General features: G+C 55.5%; 15 protein-coding genes and 1 pseudogene. 13 read left to right on the top strand and 3 right to left on the bottom strand.

Annotation, left to right across the window (positions count from 1 at the left end):
• The 12 genes and pseudogenes from GOV79_RS19945 to GOV79_RS19890 form a co-directional block, all read left to right on the top strand.
• Window positions 1-336, top strand: a pseudogene (locus tag GOV79_RS19945) (hypothetical protein); the annotation flags it as partial.
• Window positions 333-470 (top strand): hypothetical protein, encoded by a 138-nt coding sequence (locus GOV79_RS19940; RefSeq protein WP_170417970.1) that lies wholly within the window; start codon window positions 333-335, stop codon window positions 468-470. The pseudogene GOV79_RS19945 and the gene GOV79_RS19940, both read left to right, overlap by 4 nt.
• Window positions 470-1,216: a type IV secretion system protein gene (locus GOV79_RS19935; protein WP_170417973.1), complete on the top strand. Its 747-nt coding sequence runs from the start codon at window positions 470-472 to the stop codon at window positions 1,214-1,216. The genes GOV79_RS19940 and GOV79_RS19935 overlap by 1 nt, the downstream gene beginning before the upstream one ends.
• Entirely contained in the window at window positions 1,213-1,713 is a 501-nt protein-coding gene (locus tag GOV79_RS19930) for a hypothetical protein (RefSeq protein ID WP_170417977.1), read from the top strand. The genes GOV79_RS19935 and GOV79_RS19930 overlap by 4 nt, the downstream gene beginning before the upstream one ends.
• On the top strand, window positions 1,710-2,765 hold the full coding sequence (locus tag GOV79_RS19925; protein WP_170417979.1) for a TrbL/VirB6 family protein: 1,056 nt from the start codon (window positions 1,710-1,712) through the stop codon (window positions 2,763-2,765). Before GOV79_RS19930 ends, GOV79_RS19925 begins: the two co-directional genes overlap by 4 nt.
• Before the next feature lie 17 nt (window positions 2,766-2,782).
• Window positions 2,783-3,427, top strand: a complete 645-nt coding sequence (locus GOV79_RS19920; protein WP_170417982.1) for a VirB8 family type IV secretion system protein — start codon at window positions 2,783-2,785, stop codon at window positions 3,425-3,427.
• Window positions 3,427-4,242: a TrbG/VirB9 family P-type conjugative transfer protein gene (locus tag GOV79_RS19915; RefSeq protein WP_170417985.1), complete on the top strand. Its 816-nt coding sequence runs from the start codon at window positions 3,427-3,429 to the stop codon at window positions 4,240-4,242. Before GOV79_RS19920 ends, GOV79_RS19915 begins: the two co-directional genes overlap by 1 nt.
• Complete coding sequence (locus GOV79_RS19910) at window positions 4,242-4,922, top strand: hypothetical protein (protein ID WP_170417989.1); 681 nt, start codon at window positions 4,242-4,244, stop codon at window positions 4,920-4,922. The genes GOV79_RS19915 and GOV79_RS19910 overlap by 1 nt, the downstream gene beginning before the upstream one ends.
• A gap of 11 nt (window positions 4,923-4,933) precedes the next feature.
• Window positions 4,934-5,767 (top strand): TraB/TrbI/VirB10 family type IV secretion system protein, encoded by an 834-nt coding sequence (locus tag GOV79_RS19905; RefSeq protein WP_170417992.1) that lies wholly within the window; start codon window positions 4,934-4,936, stop codon window positions 5,765-5,767.
• A gap of 205 nt (window positions 5,768-5,972) precedes the next feature.
• Window positions 5,973-6,986, top strand: a complete 1,014-nt coding sequence (locus tag GOV79_RS19900; RefSeq protein ID WP_170417994.1) for an ATPase, T2SS/T4P/T4SS family — start codon at window positions 5,973-5,975, stop codon at window positions 6,984-6,986.
• 12 nt (window positions 6,987-6,998) lie between these two features.
• A complete protein-coding gene (locus tag GOV79_RS19895) occupies window positions 6,999-7,157 on the top strand; it encodes a hypothetical protein (protein WP_170417997.1) in 159 nt (52 codons plus the stop codon).
• On the top strand, window positions 7,150-9,042 hold the full coding sequence (locus tag GOV79_RS19890) for a type IV secretory system conjugative DNA transfer family protein (protein ID WP_170418000.1): 1,893 nt from the start codon (window positions 7,150-7,152) through the stop codon (window positions 9,040-9,042). Before GOV79_RS19895 ends, GOV79_RS19890 begins: the two co-directional genes overlap by 8 nt.
• A gap of 214 nt (window positions 9,043-9,256) precedes the next feature.
• On the opposite strand, the gene GOV79_RS19885 is transcribed toward GOV79_RS19890, so the two are convergent.
• The 3 genes from GOV79_RS19885 to GOV79_RS19875 form a co-directional block, all read right to left on the bottom strand.
• A complete protein-coding gene (locus GOV79_RS19885; protein ID WP_170624900.1) occupies window positions 9,257-9,802 on the bottom strand; it encodes a c-type cytochrome in 546 nt (181 codons plus the stop codon).
• A 38-nt stretch (window positions 9,803-9,840) separates the two neighbouring features.
• Complete coding sequence (locus GOV79_RS19880) at window positions 9,841-10,308, bottom strand: DUF411 domain-containing protein (RefSeq protein ID WP_170417767.1); 468 nt, start codon at window positions 10,306-10,308, stop codon at window positions 9,841-9,843.
• Between the two features lie 74 nt (window positions 10,309-10,382).
• Complete coding sequence (locus tag GOV79_RS19875) at window positions 10,383-11,012, bottom strand: cation efflux transmembrane domain-containing protein (protein WP_170417770.1); 630 nt, start codon at window positions 11,010-11,012, stop codon at window positions 10,383-10,385.
• A gap of 74 nt (window positions 11,013-11,086) precedes the next feature.
• On the opposite strand from GOV79_RS19875, the gene GOV79_RS19870 reads away from it, so the two are divergent.
• A complete protein-coding gene (locus GOV79_RS19870; RefSeq protein ID WP_170417773.1) occupies window positions 11,087-11,503 on the top strand; it encodes a MerR family transcriptional regulator in 417 nt (138 codons plus the stop codon).
• Window positions 11,504-11,519: the final 16 nt, after the last annotated feature.

Genomic DNA, 11,519 nt, shown 5'->3' with positions numbered 1-11,519 from the left:
ATGATGATGATGACGCAGATCCCCGATCACCTCCTGTCGTCGGCGGCAAGTAAGTCGATCCTGGAAAACACCAGCACGCAGCTCTTGTTCCCCTCTCGATCCGGCAATGAAGCAGACTACCGGGCAATCGGCTTGAACGATTCAGAGCTGGCCGCGCTGAGGGCGCATTTTGGCGACCGCGTAATGCTCATGAAAAAGGGTGATGAGAGTGTTTGGCTCGATGTCGATGTCGGCGCTCTCGGCCCGCTTCTCCGTGTTCTGAGCGGATCAGACGGAAAATCGTTCCCTGATCCTGACTGGCGAAAAAACCCCAACTTCTGGAAGGAAATCACATGAAAACCCGCCTTGTAATCGCCCTTGTAGTTCTGGCCGCTGTCTCAGCCTGCACCAGCACCTATTCGGGCTATCGCAGCAAATGCGCCTGCGACTTTGAGCGCATGACCCCCCCTGAAAACTTGGAGCTTGTCTGATGAATATTTCAAAGAAATTCCGCACAACCATTGCTGTTTCAGTTCTGGCCGCCCTGCCCGTCATGGCATCGGCCCAGGGTGTTCCGGTGGTGGACTCTGCATCCATCACGCAGGACGCCGCCAATTCGGCCAAAGAAATCGCTGAAATGGTCCGCCAGTACGAGCAATTGCTGGAACAGTACGAGAAACTGGAACAACAGCGGGCATTGCTCGAAAACTCCTTCAAAACCATCAGCGGTTTGACAGATCTGGATGAGTTCAACAGCCGCAGCTTTTTGAAACTGGCGACTGCTGCTGACACGCTCGGCTACGCACTGGATGCAGCGGAGGGCGGTATCTCCGGCCTGCCCGATGTCGCTGCGCAGGCAATGGAACGTCGATCAATCAACCTCGGCCTGAACGATGGCATCTTGTCCGACTTCAGCGGATCGGATGTGCAGGCTCGCCGCATCCTGTCTGAGCGTGGTGGTGCGGGCCTGATGGCGTCGGCGTTGGGTGAGAATGGCTATGACATGGCCGGTCAGCTCTCCGAAGATGCTGAAAAACTGCGCGGTGAAATCGGTCAGCAAGAAGATCTGAAGGATGCAATCGACTATAACACGGCGGTTCTCCTGAAACTCCTGCAAGTTGAAATTGAAATCTTGCGCGCAACCTCGGCTAATGCTCTGGCGTCGGGCACGGATCTGGCTGCAACCGCTGCTGATCTTTCGACACTCAGCAACTATGTACGAGGAACCTCACAATGAAACTCCGCTCAACTCTCATCCTGACCATTGCAGCCGCCGTCGTTATGTCGGGTGCTGCATCGGCACAGGTGAAGCTGCGCCCGTCACCCAAGGTCGATATGCCGTTCGATGAATATCGTAAGTGCCTTGGGTACTCGGGCGCGAGTGAGTACGGTCGTCAATTCGTCAAAGACGATCAAGCGCGCATGGCCGAAGCGGGCCAATCCGCAGACAAGCAGCCTCTTGTGACCAACTGGTCGGTGGTGATCCTGAATGAACAGGTCATAGCAGCGCACGAGGCCACCATCGAGCAATGTAATCTGCGCAAGTCTGGCGAGACCTACAGCACCGAATGTCCGCTGGGTGGTTTGAGCCGTGAGGACGCGGCCCAAAAGGTCGGAGCTGACCAAGACGAGTTTTGGACCCAACCGTCCGACAATCTTGCCGCGCTTAAAAAAGAGCAACGGACCCGTCTGGAAGCTCTGCGCCCTGCAATTGAGGAGGCTTGTGGGCCGTGATCCAAGATTTCGTCAGCTCGATTGAGGCTGCGCTTAATAACTTCTCGCAGCAAGCATACAACAGCCTGGCGGCGGATCTTGCATCCGCCCTCTGGGCAATAGCCGCGCTGATCTTCGTGGCAATGCTGATCAACGGTGTGCTTCAAATCCGGGAAATCGGGTTTGGTGGCTATGTCGGCTGGATCATTCGGGCGACGATCATCATTGGTATGGCTTCCAGCTGGAGCTTCTTTCAGCCCATTTATCAGGGCATTTCGAGCCTCCCAGACACGATTGCCGGAGAATTGACCGGCACAACAAATGTCTGGGAAGCACTCGATGACATTGCGCTTCAGTGTTTCTTGATGGGCCAGCAGGCCATTGAAAACGCGACCTGGGGCCTGAGCATCACCGGGGCTATTCTCTGGGTTGTTGGGGCTGTCATCGTAGCTTTTGGCACCGGCATGGCGCTGATCGCAAAAGGCGGTCTGGCGGTCCTGCTGGGACTAGCGCCTGTTTTCATCGCAACGCTGCTCAGCTCAGCAACAGCCAATATCTTCGCAGCCTGGGCGAAAACGACTGTTGGCCTGATCATGGTCATCGTCGTTCTGACAGGTATTGTTTCTCTTATTCAGGCCCTTTTCAGCTCAGAACTGACCGCTGTTGAGGATGTGAACAATATGGAGGCCAGTGGCCGGTTTTTGGCGATCTGCATTGTGTCAATCGTGATGCTCACGCAGATCCCATCGCTCGCGGGCGGAATGTCGGGTGCAATCGTTTCGGCATCCTCGGGTCTTGCCGTGGCAACTGGTGCCGTCGCTGCCGCAAGAAGTGCATTGGGCACTGCAAGCGACGGCGCAAGGGGTGCAGTAGCCGGTGGGAAAACCGCCGCCGCGATGGCCTCCGCAGCCCGCGATGGGACAGGTGTTCGTGACAGCGCCTCGCGCGCGATGCAAGCGCGTCGGGACATTGCACACAGAGCCCGCAATCAGGATGGGGCGGCTCGACAGAGCTACGCCGCTGACCGTTACCGGCAGAGCATTCGACAAGCTCGCGTCAATAAATCTTCCTAAATCGAGGTATTGAGCTGATGTCACACGTGACAGATCACGAAAAAGAACTCTTTCTGGGTGCACGCCGCGATGCCTTCAAATGGCAGGTATTCGGCATGGTCGGCATGGCAATGGGCGTGGCCTCTATGATTGGTTGGGCGATGCTCCTTCCCTTGAAGGAAATCCGCGCGGTGCCATTCTCCATTGATCCGGACACGAAACTGCCGGTCCTGCTGACTGAAAAAGTCGAAGAACTGGAACCTTCTGAGGCGATGGCCTTCCGTGAAGTCGCAAATTATGTGCGCGACCGGGAAACCTATGATGTCCAGGACAACAACGAGCGCCTGAAATCGGTGCTGCGTCGTTCTGATGAGCTGGCCGAAACGTCCTACCGCGAACTGTGGGACGGGTCGAACGACAACCATCCGGACGAAATCTATACGCCCAAGACAAAGGTGCAGACCGAAATTCTGGGCGTGTCGCCGGTCAACGATGCGACGGTGCAGGTCGAGATCCGCAAGTCCCTGATCGTTCCAAACCAAGCAACGGCCTCAGCCCGCTACGTGGTCACAGTGACCTATGGGTTTGAGGAAAAAATCGTGACGTCGATGGACGAACTTTTGGAAAATCCATTCGGCTTCGTCGTCACCAACTATCGCGTAGACGCAATGGGAGACATCTGATGCAGCGTTCTTTCAAAACACTCACCGCCACCGCCGCAGCAGTTTTGGCATTCTCTACGCCTCTGCTCGCTGAAATCACACCGACACCGGACGGAAAGAACGCGGATCACCGCATCACGCATTTCCATTACGTCGAGAACCAGGTGTACCGCATCCCTGTGGGTGAACGCCTGATTACCTATGTTCACTTTCCGCAGGGCGAAACCGTCCGCAGCATTGGTGCGGGCGACACTGAAAGTTTTCAGATCACTCGCCTTCAGGAAGGTCGCGTTATTGCGTTCAAGCCGGAAATCCTGAACTCGGATTCAAACCTGACTGTCCTGACCAATCGCGGCACATACAACTTCTATCTGGTTCCGGCCGAGAGCGCCGCCGAACGCAAACGTGTTCCGTTCCGGGTCACGTTCTACAACAAAAACAACAGCGGCGGGACTACAACGCGCCGTGGCACGGTAGCGCGCAGCGAACCGAAACCAACAGGCCGCTTCGTCAACCAAAACTACTCGCGCTCGGGCAAAGCTGACTTCGCGCCTACTGCCGTGTGGGACGATGGCGTTCACACCTATATGCAGATCCCGCAGGATGCGGAGTTGCCGGGGATCTTCCGTGTCCTGCCTGATGGCCGCGAGCTGATGGTGAACACCACAGTCAAAGAGCGCGGCATTATCCAGGTGCAAGGCCTTTCAGATCTTTGGACACTGCGCATCGAGGACACTTCGATCTGTGTACGAAACGATGGCGACGCGTTTCAGCAGGCAAGTGTGAGCGGTCGGCCCGTCACTTCACAGACAGTTAAACCGGGGGGCAGCAAGTAATGAACCGCGATCAGACAATTGCGGCACGGGCGGCGGCTGAACAGCCGTCGCAACGTGTCCGGAAGAAGTTCGACCCAAAGAAGCTGATAACTGTTGCAATCGCAGGGGCGGTGTTCCTGGGCTTTGTATGGTTTGTCATGGGCGACGAAAACAAAAGCACCAACACGGGTGTCCGCGTTGACGCTTTGCAACAAGGCGGTGGCGAGCGATACGGGCTTTTGACCGCACGGGGACCAGAGGTCGATGAGCCGGAACAAGAGGCTTTGCCCGAGGAAATTGCGGTGGCAACACCGGTAGCAGTGCCGCAGGTCGATTCCGAAGGGCTGAAACAAGCCCTGAAAACAATCGAGCAACAGAATGGCCGGATTTCCGATCTGCAAGACGAGCTGACGGACGCCAAAGTTTCGCTGTCAGAAAAAGACGGTGAAATCGCAACGCTGAACCTGACCAATGAACGCCTTCAGGTCAGATATGATGAGCGCGAGAAAAAGTTTCAGACTGAGCTTGCCCAGGCGGTTGCTGATGCAGAGGCCCGGGCGCTCGCCAGTATGAGCCACTTGCAGACTACGGGTCTGACTGATGATGAGCGGCGCAGGCTTGAAGAACTCAAGCGGATGCGCGAGCGCCAGAACCAGTCAGACGGCATCGTGTTCGATGAAAACCCATACGGCAGAAACTAATGGAGCTGACGATGAACAGAACAGCACTCACCCTCGCCCTGGTTGCTTTGGCGTCAAGCGCGATGGCACAGGAAGCACCCGGTCAAAACTACCAGCCGATCAATGGTGGATCGCAGCCGGTCATTTTCCAACCCTTCCCTGCTGCGCCGCAGCCGGTTCAAGTCCAGCCAGACGACACCCGCTTACCTGAAGAACAGCGCGGCTATCAGGAAAACCCGAATACGACATGGCAAAACAATCTGGTCGAAGAATATCCACCCATCGTCGGGGCCTCGATCATTGACGATCCGTCGCGCACCTTAACGCAAGGCACGGTCTTGTCGGCGCTATTCGGTGGGGCGGTCAGCTCGGAACTGCCCGGTAGTGTCGTGGCAACGATCACACGCGGCGTCTACTCGATGGACGGCACACGTTTGCTTCTGCCTCGTGGATCGAAGCTCTATGGCGAGTATCGAGCGGATACGACATTGGCGCAAACGCGCATCATGATTGTTTGGAGCCGTGTCATTACACCGGATGGCCTTTCCGCTCAGATCGGCTCAGTTGGCACGGACGGACAGGGCCGCACCGGCGCGACCGGCAGGGTGAACACACACTTTGGGAAGCGGTTCGGCACGGCTGCGTTGTTGTCCATCATCGGTATTGCCCCTGTGGCGCTGGTGTCTGACAGCGACAGCAACAACTCGGTCAGAACGGATCTGGCAACCCAAGTGGGGTCTAACCTGCAGAACGCCACGGCAGCGGCGCTTGATGAATACCTGCGCATCACTCCGACAATCTTTGTCGATCAGGGCAGTCGTATCAACGCGATCCTGCAGCGCGACGTTGTGTTCGATAGCTTCTGAGAGCGAGCCAATGAGCCGACCGCCTCAGCGGTCTTTCCGGCCGCTGCCAGCATGATCGAGTGCGGTAGCGGCCTTTTTTGAAGCAAATTCAGCACTTTTTGGAAGCAATGAATCTTATGTGGATGCCTTCGTGTTCGAGGCAAAGCCGAGATGCAGCGAAGGCAACCTCCAGTGTTCCAAAAAGTGCTCTACCAAGGACAAGAACATGAGCGGGCGGAACGGGAATAGCCTTCTGGAATACTATACAGGCAAGATCGAGCATCTGTTACACGATGAAAGCCTGAGCGAAATTTCTGTGAACCCTGACGGATCGGTCTGGGTCGAAGAAATGGGCACAACGCACATGACCAGGACAGACATCACTCTGAACAGAGACGATGTAGAAAACATCGGGCGCTGCGTGGCCGGTTTCAGCGATGTAACATTCGGAGAAAAGAAGCCGATTGCGACGGCCAACGTGCCGACACAGCAGGGTAAAGCGCGGGTTCAGGTCGTGATTCCGCCAGCAACAACCGGCGTGGGGTCCGTTGCGATCCGTCTCCTGCGCGTGAAAAACGTCGATCTGGGCGCGTTCAGCTTCGCCAGCAAAGAGGCGGCGTTGGCAGAAAACAACGATCATAGCGCGCTTGAAAATGCTCGGGCTGTTCTCGCTGACGGAACAATGAACTTTGACGAGCTGGCCGACCTTGCAATGCTTAGCAAATGGAACGTGATCATTGCCGGGGGCACCTCGTCCGGCAAAACCACTGTCCTCAATGCAATGCTGAAGCGCGTCGATCCGGGCGAACGGATCGTGACGATTCAAGAAGTGGCCGAGTTGGACATCGAGCAACCCAATTCTGTCGATCTGCTTGCCGACCGTTCCGAAGAAGATGGCCCTCGATCACCAACAAAGCTGCTGGAATCGGCGCTTCGCCTCCGGCCTGACCGCCTCGTCTGCGGTGAAATCCGAGGCGACGACGCGAATATGTTCTTGGAACTGGTGAACACCGGCCACGATGGATCTGTCTGCACCATGCACGCGAACTCGCCCGTAGATGCCATTGGACGGATGAGCAAAATGGTGCGTCGCGGATCTCCGACCGTTCAAAAGTCAGAAGTGGTCGATGACATCCGGGCCACCATTCACATGATCGTTCACATGAAGAAAATCGGGGACGAACGGAAGGTCAACGGCGTGATCTTCCCGCCTCTGATGACTGCTGAACAACTGAATTGAAGGAGTACAAAGATGAAGAAATTCGAGTACCGAGACGTGCCTTTTTCGGAATGCGACGACGCCAGCGAGAAATTCGCAAAGCTGGGCAAAGAAGGTTGGGAAATGGTTGGTGTCGCACGTGCAGAATTTGGCATCGTGTGCTTCTTCAAACGCGAGCTGACCGATGGCTGAGTTTCAGGATCTACCCAAAGGCAAGAAGGTCGCGATAGCCGGTACTATGGGCTTTATCGCTACCTCGGCTTGCGCGGTGTTGGTGGTCGGGCTGGCGCTCGAATACATCAACACCAGAGGCTTTCGCGGGCTGGACATCTGGGCGATCCCAGAGAAGTTCATGGCACAGCCTGCAGAGACGCAGCAGATCATGGGTCTGGTGGCGGTGGTCGCAGTGGGTGTTTTGACCTTTGCATTTGTGGCGGCTGCGCTGCGTGGTCCCTCAACGAAATACGGTGATGCGACCTTTGCAAAGGCCCCTCAGCTCGTCCAGGAAGGCTATGCGTCGGTTCTGAAGCTCAAAGACAAATTGGATAGTGAAATCGTGTTTGCCAAATTTGGTGAGCCAAAGGACAAAAACGCGATCTACTATAAGCCCGGCCCCGGTGTCCAAAAGCCGCACGCGATGTTCATTGCCCCGTCTGGTTCGGGCAAAACCAGCGGCTTTGTGATCCCGAATGTCCTGCGTTTCAATGGGTCTTGCGTCGTCCTGGACATCAAGGGCGAGATTTTCCAGACAACCGGCGCGCGTCGGGCAGCAATGGGCGATGAGGTTTTTGTGTTCGACCCCGAGAACCCCGACAAAAGCCACAGCTACAACCCTCTGCGCCGCGCAGCACGTGCCGACAATCTGGACCGGCGATGGGAAGAAGTGATTCAGGTTGCAACTCAGATGTTCGACACGCCCAGCTCGTCCGCGCAGGGCTTTATGGGTGGTGTTGAAGGCATGTTCTGCGCAATGGCGATGCTGGCGATCAAAAGAAAGCGGCCATACATTTCCGAAGTCCTGCGCCTGGTCAAAACGACCAAGCAAAAGGACTATGAGAAAATGGCTGAAGAAGTTGGATATGCGCGAGCTGCAGATGAGTTTCTGAATCTTGCAGCCGAAGAATCCAAAATCCTGCGGTCAACGATTTCGGTTATGTTGAACTCCGGCCTGCAGCTCTGGCGCAACCCGTCGGTAGCAAGAGCCACGCAGGGCAATGACATCAACTTTGAAGATCTGCGTCGGCGCCCCAGCTCGATCTACTTTTCCGTGCCAGGGAAAAAGGTCAAAGAGTTCCGGACGCTCATTCGCCTGTTCTTCCTCGATCTGGTGAACACCATCGAAACTGTTGAGCCGGGCGAAGATGAGCCGTTCAAGGTTTTGATGCTGCTCGATGAGTTCCAACGCCTCGGCCATCTTGAGCGCGTTGTTGAAGCCTATGACACCATGCGATCGTTCGGGGGCAGGCTCGTGGTGATTTCGCAAACACTGTCGCGCCTACAGGACATTTATGGGCACGAGGGTGTGCGGGCGATGCTGGCAAACGCTGGAACCCAGATGTTTGCCGCCTCAGAGGATTCCGAAGTACGCGAACATGTGTCCAGGTCCATCGGGGACAAAACGGTCATAAGCAAGTCGAAGTCTCGAGCACTCGGCAAGATGGAAATGGGCAGCATATCAGAGCGTGAAGAAGGCATTCGCCTGCTCCGGCCCGAACACGTTGGCCGATTGCCTGAAAATGAAGTTGTGCTGATCCGCGAAGGCAAGATGCCGGTGATTGCAAACAAGATCCGATACTTCGAAGATCCCTATTTCATGCAGTTCCTTGGGGGTGATGCTCCAAAGATCAAAGGTACACATCTGGATCTTGCTGAAGAACAGGCCAGGGACACGGCAAAGGCTCTGGCGGATGCGAATCCGGCCCCTGCCCCGGTGAAAGAGGTTTCTGAAAAAGACCAGGAACTTCAGGCGGCATTTGATGCGCAGCGCACGGTCGCAAAGCGGAAAAGTCGGTCAGCGAAAGATATGGCGATGGAGAAAATGAAAGCCAAACGGGCTGAAAGTAGCGCCTTCACTTGACGGGGGTAACAGGACGCGGCCGAACCGGACCTTACTTCAATATGCAGAGAACGGCAGGAGAGAGCCCTAACCTGCTCGTGCTGCGACTTACATATATGTCCGCTTCCGTGAAGCTTACTAGAATGGCGCATTGTCAGCTTTATGCCTGCTGAGAATTGTCGTCATAGTATCGACAGCAAAAACACTCATCAAAAACCAACAGATTGACGACAGATCAAGGGAACCCCGCACGCATATAAACGATGATCTTCCAAAGGTCTTCTTCGCTCAGCGCTTCCTTGAAGGCTGGCATGTCTGTTCCGAAGCGTTCGCCGCCCTCGGAAATTGCCCAAAGAAGGTACTCGTCCCCCGACATCGGCATCTGAACGAACCATCGTAGGAGAGCGGGAGAGGGCGCGAGCGAACGTCCGGCTTCACCATCGCCCAAACCCTCAGCTCCATGACAGCTTGCGCAGTTTTCCGTATATAGCGTCTTGCCCTCCGAAACATTCTCGGGCGTTGCACGAATGGTGCTCCGAGCCCCGCGGTAGGCTGCGGGCACGTCCTCGTTCATATACGTCCAATGTCGTTGCATGCGCTGCTGCTGGCCAGGCCCCATATTGCCGTGCCCCCAACCACGCATGTGCTCAGACCTCATGTGGTTAGATCCCATTGGCCCGTGACCCCACCAATCTCCTCGTTGTTGTTGTGCGCAACCCACTGTAGCAATGGTGATAGACAGAACGCTTAAGGTAAGAGTGCGTAATCCAAGCTTCGTCATCTTCTCCTCCTTACTGTTTCCGCTCGATGAACGTCGCCTCAGGCCGCTTCGTAACTCTTGAACACCTCGGTGCTACCGTCCTTGAGGATCAAAAACACGTCGTAGGCCTCACGACGATCTTCCGGCCCCATCCCAGGGGAACCGTAGGGCATGCCAGGAACAGCAAGTCCAACAGCACTGGGTTGCTCCTCCAGCAGACGACGAATGTCTGCAACCGGCACATGCCCCTCGATCATATAGCCATCGATCTCGCCTGTGTGGCAGGACATCATTTCTTCGGGAATGCCGTTGTCCAATTTGTGGCGGACAAGCTGTGTTCCAAAGCTGCGCTCCTCGGTAATGCGAAAGCCTTCCTGCCGCAGGATGTCGATCCAAACCTGGCAACAGCCGCAGTTCGGATCCTTGAGAACACGGACGGAAGGCGTGTCTTGCGCAAACGCGGCAAATGGTACTGTGCTGGCAAAGCCAGCGGCGTAAGTCAGTACTTGGCGGCGTTTCAGGTTCATGGCGAGAGTCCTTGGTATTTCCAACTAAATTGAGCCGATTTCGTATCATTCGAGATCAAAGGTCATAATCCACGTCAAACATGCTCATGTTCGCCAACTTCCCGACGCTCGGCGAGCGCTTGGCGCACGATCTGGAAAGCAGAGGAAAGAAACAACGTTGCCATGACCGCCGCAACAATCAGGTCAGGCCAACCGCTAGCTGTGCCCCAGACGCCTAAAGCTGCAAACATAACGGCCACATTGCCAATGGCGTCATTACGCGAACATAGCCAGACAGAGCGCACATTTGCATCGCCGTCCTTGTAACGGACGAGCAAGAGAACACTTGCGAGATTGGTCATAAGAGCGAAAAAGCCAACGATGCCCATGATCTCGGCCTCCGGCACTCCGACATAGAACACCCGGTACACGGTCGATCCAAACACCCAAAGACCCATCAGCAGCAAGCTCACCCCTTTCGCCAGAGCGGCATTGGTGCGTGCACGGATTGAAGCCCCGATCACTGCCAGCGAGATACCGTAGGTCAAAGCATCCCCAAGGAAGTCTAGAGCGTCGGCCTGAAGTGCCTGAGACTTTGCATAGTGACCGGCAGTCATCTCGACGACGAACATCACCGCGTTCAGAGCAATGACAATCCACAGCCTCCTTTTGTAGTCGTCTGATACGCCGTCGAATTTGGCGTTGTGTCCGCAACATGCTGACATTGGGAAGCCCTTTTTGTATCTGTCGTGACCATAGTGTAGTGTCTCTAGTTACTAGAGGTTCAAGAGGTATTTTCATGTTTTCTATCGGGGAGCTTTCCAAGCGCACGAAGGTCAAAGTTCCGACTATCCGCTACTATGAGGAAATGGGCCTGCTTGCCGCACCAGAACGCACCGAAGGCAACCAACGGCGCTACGATGTGGCAGGGCTAGAGCGTCTCAGTTTCATCAAGCATGCACGCGATCTTGGTTTCTCAATTGAAGCGATCTCCGAATTGATTGTGCTTCAAGGCCACCCGGATCGTTCATGCCAAGCCGCAACGGACATCGCCGTCTCACAACTTTCCGAAGTAAGAGCAAAGATCAAACGACTACGGGCTCTTGAAAAAGAGCTGGTTCGGATTTCGAAGGGCTGTGATGACGAAGGAGTGTCAGAGAACTGCTATGTGCTCGCGTCTCTTGCCGATCATAAACTCTGTCACCACGATCACTAAACTATGAGCGGACATT

Source organism: Ruegeria lacuscaerulensis (assembly GCF_013034745.1).
Taxonomy (GTDB): Bacteria; Pseudomonadota; Alphaproteobacteria; order Rhodobacterales; family Rhodobacteraceae; genus Ruegeria; species Ruegeria lacuscaerulensis_B.
Note: the sequence above shows the minus strand (reverse complement) of the source record. Positions and strands in the feature narration are given on the sequence as shown.

What these genes read in the sequence shown, in the direction of transcription:
- GOV79_RS19935 (WP_170417973.1), top strand. Translation starts at nt 470, where the DNA reads ATGAATATTTCAAAGAAATTCCGCACAACCATTGCTGTTTCAGTTCTG.
- GOV79_RS19890 (WP_170418000.1), top strand. Translation starts at nt 7,150, where the DNA reads ATGGCTGAGTTTCAGGATCTACCCAAAGGCAAGAAGGTCGCGATAGCC.
- GOV79_RS19920 (WP_170417982.1), top strand. Translation starts at nt 2,783, where the DNA reads ATGTCACACGTGACAGATCACGAAAAAGAACTCTTTCTGGGTGCACGC.
- GOV79_RS19910 (WP_170417989.1), top strand. Translation starts at nt 4,242, where the DNA reads ATGAACCGCGATCAGACAATTGCGGCACGGGCGGCGGCTGAACAGCCG.
- GOV79_RS19870 (WP_170417773.1), top strand. Translation starts at nt 11,087, where the DNA reads ATGTTTTCTATCGGGGAGCTTTCCAAGCGCACGAAGGTCAAAGTTCCG.
- GOV79_RS19875 (WP_170417770.1), bottom strand. Translation starts at nt 11,012, where the DNA reads ATGTCAGCATGTTGCGGACACAACGCCAAATTCGACGGCGTATCAGAC.
- GOV79_RS19885 (WP_170624900.1), bottom strand. Translation starts at nt 9,802, where the DNA reads ATGACGAAGCTTGGATTACGCACTCTTACCTTAAGCGTTCTGTCTATC.
- GOV79_RS19880 (WP_170417767.1), bottom strand. Translation starts at nt 10,308, where the DNA reads ATGAACCTGAAACGCCGCCAAGTACTGACTTACGCCGCTGGCTTTGCC.
- GOV79_RS19905 (WP_170417992.1), top strand. Translation starts at nt 4,934, where the DNA reads ATGAACAGAACAGCACTCACCCTCGCCCTGGTTGCTTTGGCGTCAAGC.
- GOV79_RS19940 (WP_170417970.1), top strand. Translation starts at nt 333, where the DNA reads ATGAAAACCCGCCTTGTAATCGCCCTTGTAGTTCTGGCCGCTGTCTCA.
- GOV79_RS19915 (WP_170417985.1), top strand. Translation starts at nt 3,427, where the DNA reads ATGCAGCGTTCTTTCAAAACACTCACCGCCACCGCCGCAGCAGTTTTG.
- GOV79_RS19930 (WP_170417977.1), top strand. Translation starts at nt 1,213, where the DNA reads ATGAAACTCCGCTCAACTCTCATCCTGACCATTGCAGCCGCCGTCGTT.
- GOV79_RS19900 (WP_170417994.1), top strand. Translation starts at nt 5,973, where the DNA reads ATGAGCGGGCGGAACGGGAATAGCCTTCTGGAATACTATACAGGCAAG.
- GOV79_RS19895 (WP_170417997.1), top strand. Translation starts at nt 6,999, where the DNA reads ATGAAGAAATTCGAGTACCGAGACGTGCCTTTTTCGGAATGCGACGAC.